Source organism: Cyanobium sp. NIES-981, from assembly GCF_900088535.1.
Classification (GTDB): domain Bacteria; phylum Cyanobacteriota; class Cyanobacteriia; order PCC-6307; family Cyanobiaceae; genus NIES-981.
This window is the reverse complement of record NZ_LT578417.1, coordinates 2,871,883-2,892,102: the sequence shown is the minus strand read 5'-3', so window position 1 is coordinate 2,892,102 and position 20,220 is coordinate 2,871,883. Positions and strand designations below refer to the sequence as shown.

Here is a 20,220-nt window from a genome sequence, read left to right as displayed (position 1 = left end):
TTCCACAATGGGGACCTCCCTCAAGTTCACCGATGGGCCTGGAGATCGAGCGCCGGTTCCTGGTGGATGGCGACGGCTGGCAGCCCCATGTGTGCTGGCGGGCCCGGCTGGACCAGGGTTACCTGGTGGCCCGCCCCGACGGGATGACCCTGCGGGTGCGCCGTACGGTCTTCGACACGCCCGGGGCCAGCGATGGGGCCTGGTTGACGCTCAAGGCCCGTCCCCCGCAGTCGATGCCGGCCGCCCCGGCGAGGGAGGGCATCGTGCGCCAGGAGTTCGAGTACGCCATTCCGGCTGAGGATGCCCTGGCCCTGATGGCCATGGCGAGCGAGCGGATCAGCAAGTGGCGCCATGGCCTCGATCTGCCGGGGGGGGCCTGGGTCGTGGATGTGTTCGAGGGGGAGAACGCCCCGCTGGTGGTGGCGGAGGTGGAACTGGAGAGCCACGATCAGCACGTGAGCGTGCCGTGCTGGTGCCGTGAGGAGGTGACGGGCCGGCACGAACTCAGCAACGCGGCGCTGGCGCGGCAGCCGCTGCTGCGGTGGAGTTCGTTGCAGCGGGCGCGGTTGCCGGCGTGGTTCGCCGTTCCCCCCGTTGCATCGGATACAATCAGCTGAGTTTCTTAAGGATCGTCTTGGTCGGCCTCTACGACAGCCAGGGAGTGCTGCGCTTCTCCGGGCGCGATCGGGACGACTGTCTGGCCTACGCCGAGCTGTTCGCTCTGCCTGAGGACAGCTTCAGTCTGGAGAGTGTCGCTGTGGTGGTTCATCCCCTCGATGCAAGGGCCGAGGGCGCCCCGGCCATCGCCTGACGTCCTGTCGCCTGGGGTCCTGGCTGTCCGGACTCACTCGTCCTCTGGCTGGTCCAGCGCACAGCAGTTGAACCCGTCCCGGCAGATCTTGCCGTGGTCCATGGCCCAGTTCAGCAGGGCCACCCGGTTCTTCGCGCCGGTCTTGGTGAAGATGTTGCTCACGTGGTTGTCCACGGTGCGCTTGCTGATGGTGAGCGAGCTGGCAATTTCCTGGTTGGTGAGCCCCTCGGCCACCAGCCCAATGATCTCGAGCTCCCGCTCCGAGAGGTCCCGCTCCTGAGACTGCTGGAGCTCTCTGCCCATCGACCAGGCTCCGCACAGGCGCAAGCCCACTCTAGGCAGTGCCCTGCCGCATGATGGGCCTGCAACGCGAAGCTTGGCTTGCTGCTCCAACAGGCCCTCACCCGTGGTTTGCCGGCGATCACGGCTGAGGTCACTCCGCCCCGCGGCGCTGATCCCGCGCGCACCCTGGCGGCGGCGGCCTCGCTGCGTCCCTGGGTGCATGCCGTCAATGTCACCGATGGCAGCAGGGCGGTGATGCGGATGAGCAGCCTGGCCATGTGCCGCCTGCTCCTGGAGGCCGGCATCGAGCCGGTGCTGCAGATGGCCTGCCGCGATCGCAACCGCATTGCGCTGCAGGCGGATCTTCTGGGCGCCCATGCCCTCGGCCTGCGCAATCTGCTCTGTCTCACGGGCGATCCGGTGCGCGCCGGCGACCAGCCCGATGCCCGGCCCGTGAACGAGCTGGAGTCGGTGCGGCTGCTGCAACTGGTGGCCAGCCTCAACGCCGGTCAGGACCCGGTGAAGGGCTCCCTGCCGGATGGCGGCACAGCCTTCTTCGCGGGGGCGGCGGCGGATCCCCAGAGCCCCAGCTGGAGTGGGCTCAAGGCACGGATGCGCCGCAAGCAGCGGGCCGGGGCCCGCTTCGTGCAGACCCAGATGGTCACCGATGCCGAGGCCCTGCGCCGCTTTGTGGAGGAGATCGCCGCTCCGCTGGGCCTGCCCGTTCTGGCTGGGGTGTTCCTGCTGAAGTCCGCCAAGAACGCGCTGTTCATCAACCGGGTGGTGCCTGGGGCCAACATTCCCCAGACCCTGATCGATCGGCTGGCAGCCGCCTCTGACCCCGCCGCGGAGGGCGTGGCGATCGCGGCGGAGCAGGTGGCCCGTTACCTGGAGATCGCCCAGGGGGTGCACGTGATGGCGATCAAGGCGGAGGAGCGCATCCCCCTGATCCTGGCCAGGGCGGGCTTGGCCCCGTTGCCAGAGACAGCGGGCGGCACCGGGATTCCCGCCCGTGCTCCCCAGCTTCTCTGAGTGAGGCTGGGCGCCACGGTGACTAGGTGAGGCTGAGGTCGCTGCCGAGCAGTTCGGCCATCGCCTTCTGCTGCGGACTTGGCGACACCACGTCCAGCCGGCGTGCGTCGGTGATCAGCCAGTCGAGGGCGGCTTCCTGAAGGTCGAAGTGATCCCCGTTGCGGTCCACGCAGTAGCGGCCGAACACCAGCTTCTCCACCAGGCGCACACCGGGACCGATGCGGGAGTAATCAAAGATGATGGAGTTGTCGATCGTGGCGCCCTCACAGATCTGGCAGCTGGGGCCGATCATGGCTGGCCCGATGATCGTGACGCCGTTCTCGATCTTGGTCATGCCGCCCACGTAGATCGGGCCTTCCACGTGAATCTTGTCCCAGTCGGCAGCCACGTTCAGCCCGGTGAAGATGCCTGGCCTCACCTCTTTCCCTGGAATCTGCACCTGGCGCACCTGGCCCTGCAGCACGCTGCGGATCGCTTGCCAGTAGTCGGGCACCTTGCCGATGTCCACCCATTCGAACTCCATCGGCAGGGCGTAGAAGGGGGCCCCCGCCGCCACCAGCTTGGGGAACAGGTCGGAACCGATGTCGAACGGTACGTTGCTGGGGATGAAGTCCAGCACCTCCGGCTCGAAGATGTAGATGCCGGTGTTGATCATGTCGCTGGCGGCCTCTGCCACCGAGGGCTTCTCCTGGAAGGAACGCACCCGTCCATCGGCATCGGTCACCACCACGCCGTAGCTGCTCACCTGGTCGGGCGGCACCCGCTTGGTGATCAGACTGGCCATGGCGCCCTTCTCGCGGTGGCGCCGCACGGCCTCGGTGAGATCCAGATCGATCAGGGCGTCACCGCAGAGCACCACGAAGGTGTCGTCGAAGAACGTCTGGAAGTTCTGAATCTTCTTGAGACCTCCAGCCGAACCGATGGCATCGCCGATCAGTTCACCGTCTTCGATGCGGCCCTCGAAGCTGTAGGCAATCTCCACGCCAAAGCGTTGGCCATCCCTGAAGTAGTTCTCGATCTCTTCGGCAAGGTGGGAGACATTCACCATGATCTCGGTGAAGCCGTGCTGCCGCAGAAGCTCCAGCAGAAACTCCATCACGGGTTTCTGCAGAATGGGGATCATGGGCTTGGGAATCGTGTGCGTGATCGGACGCACCCGGGTTCCCTTGCCAGCCGCCAGGATCATCGCCTTCATCGGCGCGTACTCTCATTGGTCGGAGGCCCCACCTTAGGCGCCGGTTCATGCCACGAGCTGTTCAGCGGCCGGCCGGGGAGCTGACCCGGATGCGGCCAGGTGGGACAGGCCTGCTCCGGTCTGGGCGTCCACCAGGGGCTCCGCCCGGGTCTCCGCGCATCGCCTCAGGCTGAGGCGGCCAAACAGGCCGCCCTGCTGCTCCAGGTCCACCTTGCCCTGATGGCAGAGGAACAGCAGGGCCCAGAACACCCCCACCCGGTCCCTGTCCAGATCGTCCTCACCGGCCTGGGCGGGCTCCAGCGCGGCCTGGCTCCAGGCTCCCACCAGCCGCTCGAAATCCACCCACTCCTGGGCCGGAGGCCAGCGCAGCAGGAAGCGGCTGAGGGCCGCGGTGGTTTCCGGCAGCTTTTCGCGGTGGGCCAGGGCGGCCACCTGGGCAATCGCCGCCCGCTCGCTGTAGCGGCGCTGGCGCTGGCGCTGCCGCGGGCGGCCTGCATCCTGTTCGAGCCGTTCGGCGATGTCCTCAAGCTGGCGGATCAGCTCGCCCAGGGTCACCGGTCGCTGCAGGGGGGGCGGTGCCACGGGCCGCCGCCACAGGTGCCGTTCCGGCCGGCGCGGCAGCTGCAGGGCGGGATCGATGATCCAACCCTGGCCCTCCGCTTCGAAGCCGAGGTCGAAGTCCGCCTCCGGTGGCGCTTCCTGGGGGAAGGTGCTGGCCTCCAGCACTTCAGCCTTGAGGCTCACCAGCACGGAAGCGGCCAGGAAGGCCTCGCTGGTTTCCGCCAGATCCTGCTCGTAGCTGCCGCCCCTGGCGGTAGCCGCCACCAGGCGCGGCACGGCGATGCGCTGGCGCAACTGGTCGAGAAAACCGTCGATCACGGCAATCACGTCCACGTCCCAGGGGTCGAGATCCCCCCGTTCGGCCGCATCCTGCAGCAGCCGGATGGCCAGCCTGGCGCCCCCGTCGGTCAATCCTGTGCCGCTGTCGCAAGGGTGAGCCGCCTCAAGCTACCGGTGCTGGAGCCGGGGGACCACCCCTGGCAGGCAGGCTCAGCCTCTGCTGCTCCCGTCGTCCGTGGAGCTCGGCTCGCCATCGCGGCCAGCCGCCTGGGCGGAGCTCTGGCCCGCCGCCGGCAGCAGCCCCAGCTGGGCATCCACCGTGGCGCGGTAGCGCTGCAGGTCGTTCTCCAGCTCCTGGATGCGCACCTGCTGGGCGTCGAAGTCGCTCTGGTTCTGCATCGCCTCCACCTTGCGCACCACGCCGGTCCACACCGCGAACACCCAGGCGGCCGTGGCCCCGATGCCGCCCACCACCAGCAGCAGGGCCGCCAGGGGCATGGTGGCGGACAGGCCCGGCAGGAAGTGCACGGTGGTGGCCGCCGTGTTCTCCAGGGTGAACATCACGGTCGCCAGACCGAAGCTGAAGATCAGCAGGAAGTTCAGCTGTTTCATGCGGGCACACCCCACGCACTGGGATCAGGAGCGTACGCAGTTGGGCTGCCAGCCGAAAGGGGGGCAGGGCAACCGCAGGGTTCTGTTACGCCGGCAGGGGTCATCCCGGCAGGCCCGGGGCCTGCAGCAGGGGCTGGCGGATCAGGCTGCTGGCCGGAGGGTGAATCACCCGGCCCATGGCCAGGGTTTCCCGTTGCACGAGGGCCTCGATCGACGCCCGGTAGCTGTCCGTCATGATCCGGGGGTAGAGGCCGATGCCCACGATCGGCACCAGCAGGCAGCTGATCACGTAGATCTCGCGCGGTTCGGCATCCACCAGATGGGTGTGGGAGGAGAGTTCGGCGTTCTCCTTGCCGAAGAAGATCTCCCGCAGCATCGAGAGCAGGTAGATCGGCGTGAGGATCACGCCAACGGCGGCCAGAATCGCCATCACCACCCGGAAGCTGAGGGTGTAGGCCTCGCTGGTGACGAAGCCCACGAACACCATCAGCTCCGACACGAAGCCGCTCATGCCGGGCAGGGCCAGGGAGGCCAGTGAGCAGATGGTCCAGAGGGCGAACATCTTGCGCATCTTCTGGCCCACGCCGCCCATCTCATCGAGCTGCAGGGTGTGGGTGCGGTCGTAGGTGGCGCCCACCAGGAAGAAGAGGCTGGCGCCGATCAGGCCGTGGCTGATCATCTGCAGCATTGCTCCGCTGGTGCCCAGGTCGCTGAAGCTGCCGATGCCGATCAGCACGAAGCCCATGTGACTGATCGAGCTGTAGGCGATCTTGCGCTTGAGGTTGCGCTGGGCGAAGGAGGTGAGCGCGGCGTAGATGATGTTCACCACCCCCAGCACCACCAGCAGCGGGGCGAACTGGGCGTGGGCTTCCGGCAGCAGCTGCACGTTGAAGCGCAGCAGGGCATAGCCGCCCATCTTGAGCAGGATGCCGGCCAGCAGCATGTGCACCGGCGCCGTGGCCTCGCCGTGGGCGTCCGGCAGCCAGGTGTGGAGCGGCACGATCGGCAGTTTCACGCCGAAGGCGATCAGCAGGCCGGCGTAGCAGAGCACCTGGAACCTGGTGCCGAACTCCTTGGCCATCAGCGTCGTGTACTCGAAGCTGGTGTCGCCGCCGTAGAAGGCCATCGCCAGCCCCACGATCAGGATGAACAGGGAGCTGCCGGCCGTGTAGAGGATGAACTTGGTGGCGGCGTACTGGCGCTTCTTGCCCCCCCAGATCGCCAGCAGCAGATACACGGGGATCAGCTCCAGCTCCCAGGCCAGGAAGAAGAGCAGCATGTCCTGCACGGCGAACACCGCGATCTGGCCGCCGTCCATGGCCAGCAGCAGGAAATAGAAGAGCTTGGGCTTGAAGCTCACCGGCCAGGCCGCCAGCGCCGCCAGGGCGGTGATGAAGCTGGTGAGCAGGATCAGCGGCATCGAGAGGCCGTCGGCCCCCACCGACCAGGCCAGCCCCAGGTCGGGCAGCCACTCCACCCGCTCCACCAGCTGCAGACCCTCCACCGCGGGGTCATAGCCGGTGAGGTAGCCCGCCACCGTGAACAGGAAGGTGGTGAGGGCGATGCCGAGGGCGTACCAGCGCACCTGCTTGCCGTCGCCCTTGTCGGGCACGAAGGGGATGAGCAGGGCCGCACCGATCGGGAACAGGATCGCGGCGCTCAGCCAGGGGAAAGGCACTGAATCCAAAGGGCTCCGTTGGCCGGAGTGTAGAAATGCCGGCTAGGTGATCACTCCTACGGTGGGGGGAGGCACACAGTCCGTAGGCTCCTGCTGAGGGTGCGCTCGCTGCGGCGCGAGGCTCGCTGGGCAGAGGCACTGAGTGCGTGTGGCGCGCCCCGCGCGCTCTCGGCCGAAGCCCTCAGCCCAGCGAGCCGAACAGCACCACCAGGGCGATCACCCCCCCGAACACGATCAGGGCATAGAACTGGGCCCGGCCGGTCTCGAAGTACTTGAGCCCCTCGCCACTGCCCAGGGTCACCAGGCCGGTGAGGTTCACCACGCCATCCACCACCTTGGAATCCACCTCCAGCACCGAGCGGGCCAGCTTGCGGCTGCCCTGCACGAAGAGCTTCTCGTTGATGGCGTCGAGATACCACTTGTTGGCGAGGAAGGCGTTCACGGCCGGGAAGCGCCCGGCCACGGCCTGGCCCAGATCGATCCGGCGGAGGGCGTAGGCCAGCACCGCCAGGCCGATGCCGGCGGTGGAGATCGCCACCGAAGTGCCGGCCAGGGGAAGGAATTCCCCCCAGCTGAAATGGGCTGCCATGTGTGCCGCCTCCTCCGGGTCGAGCAGGGTGGCGAAGCGGTTGTTCCAGGGCGTGCCCAGCAGCCCGATCAGCACCGACGGCACGGCCAGCACGGCCAGGGGCATGGCCATCTGCCAGCCCGATTCATGGGGATGGTCGGCGTGGCCGTCGTGGTGGGCTTCCTCGGCGCTGCGGCCCGCGGCCAGCATGAGCTGGGCCTGGATGGCCTTGTCGCCCCCGCGGAACGGGCCCTCGAAGGTGAGGAAGTAGAGCCGGAACATGTAGAAGGCGGTCATGCCGGCGGTGATGAACCCCATCGCCCACAGGATCGGGAAGCTGTTGAACGCCTGGCCGAGGATCTCGTCCTTGCTCCAGAAGCCAGCCAGGGGCGGGATGCCGCTGATCGCCACGCAGCCGATCAGGAAGGTGGCGCTGGTCACGGGCATGTAGCGGCGCAGGCCGCCCATCAGGCGCATGTCCTGGGCCAGCACCGGCTCATGGCCCACCACCTCCTCCATGGCGTGGATCACCGAGCCGGATCCCAGGAAGAGCATCGCCTTGAAGAAGGCGTGGGTCACAAGGTGGAACATGCCGGCCACGGGGGCGCCGCAGCCCATCGCCAGCATCATGTAACCGAGCTGGCTCACGGTGCTGTAGGCGAGGCCCTTCTTGAGGTCCATCTGGGTGAGGGCGATGGAGGCCCCCAGGAACAGGGTGATGGTGCCCACCACGGCGATCACCAGGTTCACCGCCGGGAAGGCGTCGTACACCGGCTGCAGCCGGGCCACCAGGAACACCCCGGCGGCCACCATGGTGGCGGCGTGGATCAGGGCCGAGATCGGGGTGGGGCCCTCCATGGCATCGGGCAACCACACGTGCAGCGGGAACTGGGCCGACTTGGCCATCGGACCCATGAACACCAGCAGGCAGAGCACCACCGCCACAGCGGTGCTGAGGCTGCCGGCGTTCACGGCCTCGGCGAGGCGGGAGCCGATCTCCTCGAAGCCAAAGCTGCCGGTGGCCCAGAACAGGCCCAGGATGCCCAGCAGCAGGCCGAAGTCCCCCACCCGGTTCACCACGAAGGCCTTCTGGGCGGCGTTGGCGGCGCCGTCGCGGTCGTACCAGAAGCCCACCAGCAGGTAGGAGCACATGCCCACCAGCTCCCAGAACACGTAGATCTCGAGCAGGTTGGGGCTGATCACCAGACCCAGCATCGAGCTGCTGAACAGGGCCAGGTAGGTGAAGAAACGCACATAGCCCTTGTCGTGGGCCATGTAGCCATCGGAGTACACCATCACCAGCAGGGCGATGGTGGTGACCAGGGCCAGCATCACGGCGCCGAGGGCATCCACGCGGAAGCCCATCTGCAGGTTGAACGTGCCGGCGCTCGCCCAGTTGAACAGCACCTCGGTGGGGCCGGCACCGGCGAGCTGCTCGGCCAGCAGCGCGAAGCTGAGCACAGCCGCGGCCCCCACACAGCTGATCAGCAGCAGGGCCACGGGCTTGCGCAGCCGGTTCACGGTGCGGTTGAAGCTGATCAGCCCAAGGCCCACAAGGCAGGCCCCCGCCAGGGGCAGCACCGGGATCAACCAGGCGAGTTCAGCGGTTGAAGGCATCCGGCGGGCTCGGGCTTGGCAGAGTGTAGGCAGCGCGCCGGTGCCCGCCGCTCCCTGTGGGCGATTACGAGCAGGCCGCCCTCACCCGAGCCAGTGGGCCAGGCCGGTGCGCGAGAAGGCGGTGGCCCCCAGTCCGATGTAGCGGTGGGCCCACCAGAACACGCCCACGGCGATGGCGATCCCCAGCTGGGCCGGCCGCAGGAATTCGGTGGCCACCAGCTGCTGGCGGCCATCCAGCACGGCCCGGAAGGGCAGAACGGAGGTGTGGGCTTCCAGCTCCTCGAAGGCGGCGCCGAAGCGGTTGCGCAGGCGGCGATCCCCGTTCCATACCGCGAAGAGGTGATGGGCGATCAGCCCGGCGCAGGTGACCACCATGAAGCTGGTGCCGAGCCAGAGCAGGTGGGTGGCGCACCAGAGCACCTGTCCCACGGCCTGGGGGTGGCGGCTGATGCGGATGATGCCGGTGGCGTACAGCCTCACCTGGGGTTTGAGCACCGCCGGGATCTCCAGCAGGTTGTAGGTGGCGGGGTAGAGAAAGAGAAAGCTGATGGCGGTGCCCGTCCACACCACGGGAATGATCCAGGGCTGCTCCTGCAGGTTCCACAGGCGCACACCGTCGTAGCGGTGCGCCAGGAAGTAGCCCACCACCACCACGGCGGCGGGGATGCTCACCCCAGCGAAGAGCAGCCGCCAGGCCCGCTCCCCGATCCGGGCCACGCCCCAGAACCGCAGGGAGGCGCCCCCGCTGTGCAGCACGGCGAAGGTGAGCAGCAGGGCGAGCATCACCCAGCTGCTGTGGTGGAGGGGGCTGGAGGGCAAGGGGGAGATGGATGTGAAGTTGGCGATTCTGCCGCCGGGAAGGCCACCTAGAGTTCCGGCTTGCACCCTGGTGCTGGCCGGCGGGCCCTATGGCAGATCTGCCCTTCACCCTTGACCAGCTCCGGATCCTGCGGGCGATCGCCAGCGAGGGCAGTTTCAAGAAGGCTGCGGACAGCCTCTACGTGACCCAGCCCGCCGTGAGCCTGCAGATCCAGAACCTGGAGAAGCAGCTGAGTGTCTCCCTGTTCGACCGGGGCGGCCGCAAGGCCCAGCTTACCGAGGCGGGCCATCTGCTGCTGAGCTACTGCGACCGCATCCTCAGCCAGTGCCAGGAGGCCTGCCGGGCGCTGGAAGACCTCCACAACCTCAAGGGAGGCTCGCTGCTCGTGGGCGCCAGCCAGACCACCGGCACCTACCTCATGCCCCGCATGATCGGGCTCTTCCGCCAGAAGTATCCCGATGTGGCCGTGCAGCTCCAGGTGCACAGCACCCGGCGCACCAGCTGGAGCGTGGCCAACGGCCAGCTCGACCTGGCGATCATCGGTGGGGAGCTGCCGCCCGAGCTGGCCGAGCTCCTTCAGGTGGTGCCCTACGCGAGCGACGAGCTGGCTCTGGTGCTGCCCACCAAGCACCCCCTGGCCCGCCTGGCTGAACTCACCAAGGAGGATCTCTACCGCCTCTCCTTCGTCTGCCTCGACGCCCAGTCCACCACCCGCAAGATGGTGGACCAGTTGCTGGCCCGCTCCGGACTCGATCTGGCCCGGCTCAAGATCGAGATGGAGCTCAACTCCTTCGAGGCCATCAAGAACGCCGTGCAGTCCGGCCTGGGCGCGGCGTTCCTGCCAGTCGTCTCCATCGAGCGGGAGCTGGCCGCCGGCACCCTCTACCGCCCCCAGGTGGCCGATCTGCTGGTGCGGCGCCAGCTGAAGCTGATCAGCCACCCCGCCCGCTACTGCTCCAGGGCTTCGGACGCCTTCCGCCGGGAGGTGCTGCCGGTGTTCGCCAGCCCGGACAGCCCCCTGCGTCGCCCGCTGCAGGCCGCTGTGCCCGAGCCGGCACCCGCCGCCGGCTGAGCGGCGAGGGCCAGGCTCCCGATCAGGCCTGATCCAGGGTCAGAACTGGCCGGCCTCCGGCGTGATGCCCACCGTGTCGTCGGCCACGCCCTTGGTGACGAACTTGTTCTCCGTGATGTCGGTCTGGTAGACGCAGCGCACGATCGGCTTGTCCTTCACCGAGCCGATGTAGGCGAAGGTGTTCATGCGTTGTTTGCACTGACGCATCTGCTCGGAGGTCACGGCTCCCTCCTTCTGCAGCACGCTCCAGTTCTCCCGGCGAATCACGCAGCCCGGTTTGAGGGATGGCTGGGTCACGAAGCTCGAGCTCGGGTTCATGGTCGTGTAGAGCTCGATGTCCATCACGAAGGCGCTCGCACCCCACTGGCGGCAGAATTCCGGGTCGGGCACTGCCATGTCGAGCTGCTGGGAGCTGGCGATGTTCCCCTGGTTGCCCTGGGTGGTGCTGGAGATGGCGGTGCCGATGCCGATGCCCACCACCAGCACGCCGGCCAGAACGGCCAGGGTGCCCACGTTGAACTGAATCGGACCGCCCCCCTGGCCATTGCCCCCGGGGCCTCCGGGAGCACCACCTCCCGGACCGCCCCCTCCGCCGCGGCGCCGGCTGGGTTCGGCGTAGCGGCCGTAGCGATCGGCGCCCCGCTCGGCCCCCCGCTCGGAACTGCGGCCCGCATAACCCCGGTCGTAGGCATCGGCGTCGGCACGACCGCCGCGGCGGTAACCGCTGGGGCGCTCGTCGTAGCGGCTGGGCGAGCGGCTCACAGGGTTTCGGGGGTACGGGGCAGGCCCATGGAGTAGTTCTGCACCCGGCAATCCGGGTTGTAGCGGAGTTCGCCGGCCTGCAGCAGCTGGCGGATGAACCCCTCGAGCTCGGAGCCGATGCGGCGCAGGTTGTACTCGCTCAGATCGGCGCCGGCCTGGGCGTCCACAAGAGTGCGGAAGTGCTGCTGCACCTTCTCGAGCACAGGCTGATCCCAGAGGAATTCATTGTCCGGGTCCACATCCAGGGTGAGCTGGCCCGGATCGGGCACCAGGTCGGCCCCCTCCACGCGGGCGGTGAACAGGCGCACGTGGCGGGTGGTGGACTTGAGCAGGGTCGCGGCAGGACCGGAATCAGCCATGGATCGGCGAGGACATCTCCATGGCCCCGACTCTAGGAACACCCGCGCGGGGCAGAGCCCAAGCCTTCGCGCCCGCGGCCGGCCGCGTCCGCCGCGGAGCCACCCCTAAGGTTGACCTTCCCTTCATGCGTGGCTATGCGCGTCGCGATCGCCGGTGCCGGACTGGCGGGCCTGTCCTGTGCCAAGTATCTGAGCGATGCCGGCCACACCCCGATCGTGGTGGAAGCCCGCGACGTGCTCGGCGGCAAGGTGGCCGCCTGGCAGGACGAGGACGGCGACTGGTACGAGACCGGCCTGCACATCTTCTTCGGGGCCTACCGCAACATGCGCCAGCTGTTCAAGGAGCTGGACATCGAGGACAGGCTGCAGTGGAAGAGCCATTCGATGATCTTCAACCAGAAGGAGACGCCCGGCACCTACAGCCGCTTCGACTTCCCCGAGATCCCAGCCCCCTTCAACGGGGTGGCGGCGATCCTGGGCAACAACGACATGCTCACCTGGCCCGAGAAGATCGCCTTCGGGCTGGGTCTGGTGCCCGCCATGCTGCGGGGGCAGGGTTACGTGGAGGAGTGCGACAAGTATTCCTGGACGGAGTGGTTGCGGATTCACAACATCCCGGAGCGGGTGAACGATGAGGTGTTCATCGCCATGGCCAAGGCGCTGAACTTCATCGATCCCGATGAGATCTCCAGCACCGTGGTGCTCACGGCGCTCAATCGCTTCCTGCAGGAGAGCGATGGCTCGAAGATGGCCTTCCTCGATGGCAACCCCCCCCAGCGGCTCTGCCAGCCGATCGTGGACCACATCACCGCCCGCGGCGGTGAGGTGCACCTCGAGGCTCCCCTGCGGGAGATCGCCCTTGGCGCCGACGGCAGCGTGGCCGGCTTCAGGATCGGCGGCATCAAGGGGCGGGAGGGCTACACCCTGGAAGCCGACGCCTACGTGAGCGCCCTGCCGGTGGATCCGCTCAAGCTGCTGCTGCCGGAGCCCTGGAAGACCCTCCCCTACTTCAGCAAGCTGGAGGGGCTCAACGGGGTGCCGGTGATCAACATCCACCTCTGGTTCGACCGCAAGCTCACCACCATCGACCACCTGCTGTTCAGCCGCAGCCCCCTGCTCAGCGTCTATGCCGACATGAGCAACACCTGCCGGGAATACGAGGATCCGGATCGCTCGATGCTGGAGCTGGTGTTCGCGCCGGCGAAGGACTGGATCGGCCGGCCGGATGCCGAGATCGTGGCCGCCACCATGGAGGAGCTCAAGCGCCTCTTCCCCATGCACTTCACCGGCGACGATCAGGCGAAGCTGCGCAAGTCGATCGTGGTGAAGACCCCGCGTTCGGTGTACAAGACCGTGCCCGGCTGCCAGCAGCTGCGGCCGGACCAGACCTCCCCCATCGCCAACTTCTTCCTGGCCGGGGACTACACCATGCAGCGCTACCTGGCGTCCATGGAGGGGGCCGTGCTCAGCGGCAAGCAGTGTGCCCAGGCCATTGCCGCCCAGGCCGCGCGTCTGGAGGCGGAATCCCAGGGGCGCCTCCTGAGCCCTGTGGCATGAGCGGGGGGGGGGCCGACGGCGCTGGGTCAGGATGGGAGCCACTGGTTGGCCCGGAGGGCTTCCACCCTGCCCGATGTTTTCCGCTTGAGGCTCTCCGCCCCCTGCCCTTGCCCCTCTGCTTCCGGCAGCCCCAGGGGCCCGGCCGCATTGCGCAGGGTTTCCGTCCATGGCGGGTAGCGCTTTGAACGACACCCGGCTCTGCCACCATGGCCAGCGCCCCGGTGCTCCTGTGGTGCTTCCCAGCCTCGACCAGGCCTACGAGGATTGCCGCCAGGAGACAGCCCTCTGGGCCAAGACCTTCTACCTCGGCACCCTGCTGATGCCGCCCGCCAAGCGCCGGGCGATCTGGGCCATCTACGTGTGGTGCCGCCGCACCGATGAGCTCATGGACAGCGCAGAGGCCCAGGCGCTGCCCCCCGAGCAGCTGGAGCGGCGGCTGGATGCCTGGGAGCAGCGCACCCGGGGGTTCTTCCGCGGTGAGGTGCACGATGGCCTCGATCTGGTGATGTGCGACACGCTGGAGCGCTATCCCCAGCCGCTGCAGCCCTACCTGGACATGATCGAGGGGCAGCGCATGGATCTGCGCCAGCACCGGTACTCCACCTTTTCCGAGCTGGCTCTGTACTGCTACCGGGTGGCGGGCACCGTGGGCCTGATGACCCAGGAGGTGATGGGGCGCGACACGGCGTACACCTCGGCACCCTGGAGTGATGCCCCCGATACGTCGGAGGCGGCGGTGGCCCTCGGCATTGCCAACCAGCTGACCAACATCCTGCGTGATGTGGGCGAAGACCGCTCCCGGGGGCGCATCTATCTTCCCCAGGACGACCTGGTTCGCTTCGGCTATGGCGAAGACCAGCTGATGACCGGTGTGGTGAATGACAACTGGCGTGCCCTGATGCGCTTTCAGGTGGACCGGGCCCGGCAGTGGTTCGCCCGATCCGAAGCGGGCGTGCGCTGGCTGGCGCCCGACGCCCGCTGGCCGGTGTGGGCCTCCCTGCGTCTGTACCGCGGCATCCTCGATGTGATCGAGCAGCACGATTACGACGTGTTCAACAAGCGCGCCTACGTGCCGCGCACCGGCAAGCTGCTGGATCTGCCGCTTTCCTTTGTGGTGGCTCAGGTGCGCTGAGGGTTCCCGCTCAGGGCGGCCAGAAGCAGGGGATTGGTTGCATCCGGTGCCTCGTCATGGGGACAGTGACCGCACCCTTCCAGTTCAAGAAATGCTTTCACGCACGCAAATCTTTGCCATGTTCGTGCTTCCTGGATGGGCTCCCAAGGGTCATCCACTCCAGCGATCAGGGTCACGGGTGTTGACAGCCGAGCAAGCAGATCAGGGGCAAGAATGTCGTTGAACAGATTGATGAATCCCCGAAAGGCCTCGCTTGCCCCCGGTTGTTGTGCGGGAGCCAGCAACAGCCCCACCAGCTGGTCGTCAATGTTCTGTCCGGATGGATAGGCCTGCTTCAGCACGCTGCGGATCATCCCTGCTGTGGCAAAGGACTGGAACAACCGCCTGGTCAGCCAGCGTTGACGCACGACGGCCTTGAGCAGCGGCCGCAGCGTGCGCAGTGCCTGTGGCTGATCCCGCAGCCGTTTGTCATCCAGCGCGCGCTGAGCGCAATTCAGAACCATGACCCCCCGGGCGGGGCGCCCGGCCTGTTCGAGCCGTTCGACCGCCGCCAGGGCGACCACGCCGCCGATCGAATTGCCCACCAGGTGCACAGCCTCGAGCCCCTGGCTGACGATGAAATCGACCACCTGGTCGGCCCACAGATCCATGCCGTAACGGACGGATCCCGGGGTCAGGGGCTCCTGCGGGAGGGTGGAACGGGGCTTGTCGCTGGCCCCGAAGCCGAGCAGGTCGAGCGCGAAGACTGAATGCTGCCGGCGCAGCGGATCCACGTTGTGGCGCCAGTGTTCCTTGCAGGCCCCGAAACCATGGATCAGGAGCACGGCGCCCGCGGGCCGTTCAGCCAGGGAGGGGGCCGCCAGATAGCTGACGCGCCAGTCCCTCCAGACAAGGGTCCTGATCCAGGTTGAGGGGTAGATGGGGTTGCCCATGCAGGCGGGCGGAAGGGAGCCCGGGCTCAGACGGTCGCCTTCTGGGTGTCGAGCAGCTGCTTGAGCTTGGCCAGCTCGCCGGCCCAGCGGGGATCGGGGGCCTCGCTGTCCACCTGGTCGGCATGCACCACCTTGTCGGCGGCCTTGCGCAGGGGGGCGGCGGTGCTGCCGCGGCGCTCGGCCGCTGCGGTGGGGCGGGCATCCCGGCGCTCCGACAGCTCGATGCGGAGGGTGTTGCCGCCGAAATCCCTGCCGTTCAGCTGCTCGATCACGGCATCGGCCAGCTTCTGATCCTCCACGTTGGCGAAACCGAAGCCCCGGCAGGCCCCCGTTTCACGGTCGTTGACGGCTTTGAAGCGCACGCCCTCCCCAACAGCCGTGAACAGAGCCTCGAGCTCTTGGGCATCAAAGGACTGCGGCAGGTTGCCGACGTAGAGACGGATGCTCATGGATGGGGAGGGGAGAAGAAAGCTCAGCAGGCGAGGAACAACCTCTGATTCACGCCTTACATCAGAAAGTTAATCACGTCGTCGGCTCAGCCAGGCTCGGGCGGTGTGAATCGCGACAGCGCCGGCAGCCGGATCCGCTACTGGAATGCGGCCAAAAGCCCGCTCCAGGGTGAGGTGACGGATCAGTTCTCCCAGCAGGGGGCCAGGCGGCAGGTTCAGAGCCTGCTGCAGCTGCCGCCCATCCAGCGGCGATCTGGGGTGAAACAGGCAGTCCTCCGGTTGTCGCCAGCGGGCCATCCAAGGGCGGGCCACGGCGGGGGGAAGCCGCAGCAGCAGGGCGGGCAGGTCGGCCTCCAGCTCACCATGCAGCTGCAGCCGCCTCGGCTCCGCCAGCGCCTCGGGGCCGGGCCGGGCCTCCAGCTCCTGCCACCAGCAGCGCAGCCTGGCGCTGCGCTGCTGCCACTGCCTGCTGGCGCGCAACCGCCCCAGCGCGGCCGGTGGCAGCAGGGTGGCGAGCCTGGCCAGCGGCAGTGCCCAGGCCCGTTCCGAGGCGTCGAGGCCGCAGGCGCCGGCCTGCTCGGGGCCCAGACCCGTCAGGGGCCGTCCGGCGTTCGGGTCAGCCCCCCAGGCGGCCAGCAGGTTGTGCCGCAGGCTCCAGGCCAGCCCCTGGTGGCCTCTGGGGTCCGCGGCGAGCTTCTCGAGCTCGGTGAACACCCGCTCGCCCGCGACCTGCCCCAGGGTCTGGGCGTGATGGCGGATCCAGTCCTGGCTGAGCGCCGCGAGCGGCAGGTCCAGGGTGTGGCTCAGCCGCACGCCCCGCAGCAGCCGCAGGGGGTCGGCCAGCAGGTTGGCCTCGCTCACGGCGGCCAGGCGGCCCGCGGCCAGATCGGCCAGCCCGCCGGTGGGGTCGACCAGCACCGTGGGGTTGTCCAGGCGAAGGGCGATCGCGTTGGCGGTGTAGTCGCGCCGCTGCAGGTCGCTCTCCAGGCTCGGGCCGTCCCGGCCTGCCAGATCGAGCGTCCAGCCGTTCACCACCAGGCGTGCGATGTCGCGGGGCTGGTCGAGCACCACACAGGTGCCCCCGAGGCGTTGGGCCAGGCGCCGGCAGAGGCCGATGGCGCCGGCGGGCACCACCAGGTCGAGATCCGGCCGGGAGCCCAGGCGTCCCAGCAGCGCATCCCGCACCGCGCCCCCCACCAGGGCACTGCCGGGGGGCAGCGCATCCGGGGATACGGGCCAGCCTTCAGGCGCCAGGCGATGCCAGACCCGCCGCGCCAGCTCGTCAGGCGGCAGTTCGCCCGTCACAATGGGCCCCTGGCGCGGCCTGGCCGGAATGTGCATCTGTGTGGACTGCCGCTGGGTCGACCGCTGTCAGGCCTATCACGCGGTGGAGCGCCAGCACGGCGCCCCCCATCTCACCCCCCACCCGGACTTCCGGCCGGTTGAGCCGCGCATCCACGTGCAGGTGCTGGATCTGGCCGCTGGAGGGGTGGGCGTGGAATGGGATGTGCGCGCCTGCGCGTCGTTCGCGCCCGATCCGGGGCGGTGGCAGCGGCTGCGTCCCGGTGAGGCCTGCCCCCGATGAGCTGGCTCCTGGCCCTGCACAGTTCCAGCTCCGCGCTCGGCGTGGGCCTGCGGGATCTCGACGCTGACCCTGGCTCCGCGGGCAGCGGAGCCGGTGCCGGCGATCAGCTGAAGGAGTTTCCCCTCGGCCGGGACCTTTCCGGAGCGCTTCTGGACTGCGTGGAGGCCGTGCTGCCCGCCCGCCAGTGGCCCCGCCTGGCGCGGCTCGCCGTCGCCACCGGCCCGGGGGGATTCACCGGCACCCGCCTCAGCGTGGTGATGGCCCGTTCCCTGGCCCAGCAGTTGCAGATCCCCCTCGACGGCGCGGGGAGCTTTCTGCTCATCGCCCGGCGCCTGGGGGTGGATCGACCCACCTGGCTGGTGCAGGAGCTTCCCCGCCGCGGGGTCGTGGCCGGTCTCTACGGGCCTGACGCCGCGGCCCTGGGGGGAATGGGGGAGTGGCGGGCGCCGCGGCTGTACGCTGATCGCCAGGCCGTGCAGGCCCTGGAGCCCCAGGCCCCCCTGGCTCCGGCCGAGGTGGCGGTGATCCAGGACGTGGCCCAGCTGCTGGAGCTGTCCGCCCTTGCCCATCGCCAGGCCCTGCCAGGCCCCTGGGAACCCGTGCTGCCCCAGTACCCCACCGCGCCGGTGGCCGTCTGATGCCCACCGGAGCCCGCCCTCGCCGGCCTGTCGGCCACCCTCCCGTGCCGGCCGGCACGGGCACGGGCCGGCGACGGGTCCGGCGCCCCCGCCGGAGCTGGCGCCGCTGTCTGGTGCTGACCGGCGGTATCGGCCTGCTGTGGTTGTCGCGCGGCTGGTGGTGGCCGGCGCCTCCTCCTCCCCAGATGATCCTCGTGCTGGGGGGCGATGTGGAGCGGGAACGCCGGGCCGCCGAACTCGCCGCCGAGCGGGGTCTGCCCGTGGTGGTGAGCGGCGGCAGCAACCCGGAGTACGCCCATTGGCTGTTCGAGCAGCGGCAGGGTCTGGCACCGGATCAGGTGCGCCTGGACTACCGCGCCAGCGACACCCTCAGCAACTTCACCTCGCTGGTGGACGATCTGCGGCGGGCCCGCATCCGCCATGCCCTGCTGGTCACCAGTCAGGACCACATGGACCGGGCGCTGCTGGTGGGCCGGATCGTGGCCGGCAGCCGCGGCATCCATCTCACCCCCGAGCCGGTGGCCTGTGGCGAGCGCTGCCACCCCGAGAGCCGCAGCAAGATCTGGGGGGATGGCCTGCGGGCGGCCGTGTGGGTGCTCAGCGGCCGGGATCTGAAGCGCTGGGTGGCAGAGCGGCTGAGCCTGGCGGAGGCGGCAGGGCCTGTCGCCCGATCAGGCCCTGGTCCAGCAGGGCGTTGATCTGGGCCTGGCAGGCGGCGGTGGCGGCCTCCAGGTCGGGGCGGCGGCGGGAGGCGGGGGGCGGGATCGGCGTGCCGATGCGGATGTGCACGGGCACCAGGCGCAGGCCCTTGCTGCCCGGGCCCAGGGCCCGGTGGCTGTTGAGGATCGCCACGGGCAGCAGGGGAACGCCGGCCCTGGCGGCCAGCAGGGCCGCTCCCGGCAACGGCCTGTTCACCCGGCCGTTCTCCTGGCGGGTGCCGTCGATGAACACGCCGGTGGCCCAGCCTTCCTCCAGCCGGTCGGTGGCGGTGCGGATGGCCTCCCGGTCGCTGGCCCCGCGGGACACCGGATAGGCCCCGCAGGCCCGGATGATCGGGCCCAGGATCGGCACCTTGAACAGCTCGGCCTTGGCCATGAAGGCCACGGGCCGTCCCAGGGCATGGCCCAGGAGCGGCGGGTCGAGGTGGGAGCCGTGGTTGGCCACCACCACCAGCGCCCCGTCCTGGGGCACCTGGGCATTGCCGGCGGTGCGGCCCCGGAACAGCAGCCGGTAGACCGGAAACACCAGCAGGTAGCTGATCAGCCGGTACACCAGGCTGGGTTTCGGCGTGCGGATCAGGGCCGGGGGTTCGCTGCGCTTGCGGCGCCGCAGCACCCGCTTCACCGCATTCACCGGCCGGCTGCCGGGTCGCCGTCCCGAGCCGCTCACAGCCCCAGGTCGGCAGTGCCGGCGATCTGGGCGGTGGTGAAGCCCGGGCAGCTGCGTTTGAACAGGCCGCTCAGCACCGAGCCGGGCCCGATCTCCACGGTGGTGTCGATGCCTTCGGCCTGACAACGCTGCATCGTTTCGCGCCAGCGCACCCCGGTGGTCATCTGCTGGCGCAGGCGTGCCTTGAGGGCCTCGCCGCGGGTTTCAGGTGTCGGGTCGGTGTTGCTCAGCACGGGTACGCGGGCCTCGGCGAAGGGCACGGCCTCCAGTTGCCGCGCGAACGCATCGGCGGCCTCGGCCATGCAGGGGGAATGGAAGGCGCCGCTCACCGCCAGGGGGATCGCCCGCTTGCAGGTGAGGGCTCCGCTCACCTCGGCCACGGCCTCGGGGGTGCCGGAGAGCACCACCTGGGCGCTGCTGTTGTCGTTGGCGATCACCACCCCCTCAGTGGCCGCCACCAGCTGCTCCAGCTCGGAACGCTCGAACCCCATCACCGCCGTCATCGCGCCGCCGCCGCTGGCCGCCATCAGGGTGCTGCGGCTCTGAACCAGCTCCAGCCCGGTGGCGGCATCGAACACCCCCGCGGCGTAGAGGGCCACCAGCTCCCCGAGGCTGTGGCCCGCCACCAGATCCGGCTGCCGCCCCTGGGCGTGCAGGGCATCCACCAGCAGGCTTTCCACCACGAAGAGAGCCGGCTGGGTGTTGCGGGTGTCGTTGAGGTCAGCCAGGTCGCCTTCGGCCTCGCCCGCACAGATGGCCAGCAGGTCGCGGCCCAGCTGGGCCGAAGCCTGGGCGAAGCGCTGCCGGCCCCCCGGCAGCTCCAGCACCCCGGCAGCCATGCCCACCTTCTGCGAACCCTGGCCGGGAAACACCCAGGCAATCCCCATCCC

23 protein-coding genes are annotated in these 20,220 nt (G+C 68.9%); 9 read left to right on the top strand and 14 right to left on the bottom strand.

From position 1 onward, the window contains the following. The first annotated feature begins 32 nt into the window (after window positions 1-32). The gene (locus CBM981_RS14490) at window positions 33-617 is read left to right on the top strand and encodes a CYTH domain-containing protein (RefSeq protein ID WP_087068971.1); all 585 of its coding nucleotides are present in this window, start codon (window positions 33-35) and stop codon (window positions 615-617) included. 17 nt (window positions 618-634) lie between these two features. Next, a complete protein-coding gene (locus tag CBM981_RS15660; protein WP_172820906.1) occupies window positions 635-811 on the top strand; it encodes a hypothetical protein in 177 nt (58 codons plus the stop codon). A 33-nt stretch (window positions 812-844) separates the two neighbouring features. Here CBM981_RS15660 and CBM981_RS14485 read toward each other — a convergent pair whose 3' ends face one another. After that, window positions 845-1,114: a response regulator transcription factor gene (locus CBM981_RS14485; protein ID WP_087069471.1), complete on the bottom strand. Its 270-nt coding sequence runs from the start codon at window positions 1,112-1,114 to the stop codon at window positions 845-847. Between the two features lie 78 nt (window positions 1,115-1,192). Between CBM981_RS14485 and CBM981_RS14480 the strand changes: the two genes are divergently transcribed. After that, complete coding sequence (locus tag CBM981_RS14480) at window positions 1,193-2,125, top strand: methylenetetrahydrofolate reductase (RefSeq protein WP_087068970.1); 933 nt, start codon at window positions 1,193-1,195, stop codon at window positions 2,123-2,125. Window positions 2,126-2,147: 22 nt separating this feature from the next. Here the strand turns inward: CBM981_RS14480 and CBM981_RS14475 are convergent, their stop codons facing one another. The 6 genes from CBM981_RS14475 to CBM981_RS14450 form a co-directional block, all read right to left on the bottom strand. After that, window positions 2,148-3,320, bottom strand: coding sequence for an NDP-sugar synthase (locus CBM981_RS14475; protein WP_087068969.1), 1,173 nt, complete (start codon window positions 3,318-3,320; stop codon window positions 2,148-2,150). Window positions 3,321-3,365: 45 nt separating this feature from the next. Next, the gene (locus CBM981_RS14470) at window positions 3,366-4,292 is read right to left on the bottom strand and encodes a segregation/condensation protein A (protein ID WP_087068968.1); all 927 of its coding nucleotides are present in this window, start codon (window positions 4,290-4,292) and stop codon (window positions 3,366-3,368) included. Between the two features lie 78 nt (window positions 4,293-4,370). Beyond that, window positions 4,371-4,772, bottom strand: a complete 402-nt coding sequence (locus CBM981_RS14465; protein WP_087068967.1) for a LapA family protein — start codon at window positions 4,770-4,772, stop codon at window positions 4,371-4,373. Window positions 4,773-4,872: 100 nt separating this feature from the next. Next, window positions 4,873-6,450, bottom strand: coding sequence for an NAD(P)H-quinone oxidoreductase subunit 4 (locus CBM981_RS14460; RefSeq protein WP_172820962.1), 1,578 nt, complete (start codon window positions 6,448-6,450; stop codon window positions 4,873-4,875). 181 nt (window positions 6,451-6,631) lie between these two features. Then, window positions 6,632-8,635 (bottom strand): NAD(P)H-quinone oxidoreductase subunit 5, encoded by a 2,004-nt coding sequence (locus CBM981_RS14455; protein WP_087068965.1) that lies wholly within the window; start codon window positions 8,633-8,635, stop codon window positions 6,632-6,634. A gap of 81 nt (window positions 8,636-8,716) precedes the next feature. After that, a complete protein-coding gene (locus CBM981_RS14450; RefSeq protein WP_087069470.1) occupies window positions 8,717-9,418 on the bottom strand; it encodes an NnrU family protein in 702 nt (233 codons plus the stop codon). 125 nt (window positions 9,419-9,543) lie between these two features. Here CBM981_RS14450 and CBM981_RS14445 point away from each other — a divergent pair, with 125 nt between their 5' ends. After that, window positions 9,544-10,527 carry a LysR family transcriptional regulator gene (locus tag CBM981_RS14445; protein WP_087068964.1) on the top strand — a complete coding sequence of 328 codons (984 nt, stop codon included), beginning with the start codon at window positions 9,544-9,546 and terminating at the stop codon, window positions 10,525-10,527. A gap of 39 nt (window positions 10,528-10,566) precedes the next feature. On the opposite strand, the gene CBM981_RS14440 is transcribed toward CBM981_RS14445, so the two are convergent. Next, on the bottom strand, window positions 10,567-11,289 hold the full coding sequence (locus tag CBM981_RS14440; protein ID WP_087068963.1) for a DUF3172 domain-containing protein: 723 nt from the start codon (window positions 11,287-11,289) through the stop codon (window positions 10,567-10,569). Next, window positions 11,286-11,648, bottom strand: coding sequence for an NAD(P)H-quinone oxidoreductase subunit M (locus CBM981_RS14435; RefSeq protein WP_087068962.1), 363 nt, complete (start codon window positions 11,646-11,648; stop codon window positions 11,286-11,288). Before CBM981_RS14435 ends, CBM981_RS14440 begins: the two co-directional genes overlap by 4 nt. A gap of 135 nt (window positions 11,649-11,783) precedes the next feature. Between CBM981_RS14435 and pds the strand changes: the two genes are divergently transcribed. Both pds and CBM981_RS14425 read left to right on the top strand, forming a co-directional pair. Then, window positions 11,784-13,205: a 15-cis-phytoene desaturase gene (pds, locus tag CBM981_RS14430; protein ID WP_087068961.1), complete on the top strand. Its 1,422-nt coding sequence runs from the start codon at window positions 11,784-11,786 to the stop codon at window positions 13,203-13,205. Between the two features lie 181 nt (window positions 13,206-13,386). After that, window positions 13,387-14,337 (top strand): phytoene synthase, encoded by a 951-nt coding sequence (locus CBM981_RS14425; RefSeq protein WP_369801641.1) that lies wholly within the window; start codon window positions 13,387-13,389, stop codon window positions 14,335-14,337. Here the strand turns inward: CBM981_RS14425 and CBM981_RS14420 are convergent. The 3 genes from CBM981_RS14420 to CBM981_RS14410 form a co-directional block, all read right to left on the bottom strand. Beyond that, entirely contained in the window at window positions 14,325-15,269 is a 945-nt protein-coding gene (locus CBM981_RS14420) for an alpha/beta fold hydrolase (protein ID WP_087068960.1), read from the bottom strand. The genes CBM981_RS14425 and CBM981_RS14420 overlap by 13 nt on opposite strands. A gap of 26 nt (window positions 15,270-15,295) precedes the next feature. After that, entirely contained in the window at window positions 15,296-15,718 is a 423-nt protein-coding gene (locus CBM981_RS14415; protein ID WP_087068959.1) for an RNA-binding protein, read from the bottom strand. 69 nt (window positions 15,719-15,787) lie between these two features. Next, window positions 15,788-17,023 (bottom strand): CCA tRNA nucleotidyltransferase, encoded by a 1,236-nt coding sequence (locus CBM981_RS14410; protein WP_225867424.1) that lies wholly within the window; start codon window positions 17,021-17,023, stop codon window positions 15,788-15,790. Window positions 17,024-17,051: 28 nt separating this feature from the next. Between CBM981_RS14410 and CBM981_RS14405 the strand changes: the two genes are divergently transcribed. From CBM981_RS14405 to CBM981_RS14395, 3 genes are read left to right on the top strand one after another with little or no spacing between them, the layout of a single operon-like run. Further along, entirely contained in the window at window positions 17,052-17,303 is a 252-nt protein-coding gene (locus tag CBM981_RS14405; RefSeq protein WP_087069468.1) for a Ycf34 family protein, read from the top strand. Next, window positions 17,300-17,941 carry a tRNA (adenosine(37)-N6)-threonylcarbamoyltransferase complex dimerization subunit type 1 TsaB gene (gene tsaB / locus CBM981_RS14400; RefSeq protein WP_087068957.1) on the top strand — a complete coding sequence of 214 codons (642 nt, stop codon included), beginning with the start codon at window positions 17,300-17,302 and terminating at the stop codon, window positions 17,939-17,941. The genes CBM981_RS14405 and tsaB overlap by 4 nt, the downstream gene beginning before the upstream one ends. A 44-nt stretch (window positions 17,942-17,985) precedes the next feature. After that, complete coding sequence (locus CBM981_RS14395) at window positions 17,986-18,639, top strand: YdcF family protein (RefSeq protein WP_369801639.1); 654 nt, start codon at window positions 17,986-17,988, stop codon at window positions 18,637-18,639. Here CBM981_RS14395 and CBM981_RS14390 read toward each other — a convergent pair. Together CBM981_RS14390 and fabD are read right to left on the bottom strand one after the other, a co-directional pair. After that, window positions 18,539-19,273, bottom strand: a complete 735-nt coding sequence (locus CBM981_RS14390; protein ID WP_172820961.1) for a 1-acyl-sn-glycerol-3-phosphate acyltransferase — start codon at window positions 19,271-19,273, stop codon at window positions 18,539-18,541. The two genes, CBM981_RS14395 and CBM981_RS14390, sit on opposite strands and share 101 nt — an antisense overlap. A gap of 53 nt (window positions 19,274-19,326) precedes the next feature. Continuing rightward, entirely contained in the window at window positions 19,327-20,217 is an 891-nt protein-coding gene (gene fabD, locus CBM981_RS14385) for an ACP S-malonyltransferase (protein ID WP_087068954.1), read from the bottom strand. Between the last annotated feature and the right edge of the window lie 3 nt (window positions 20,218-20,220).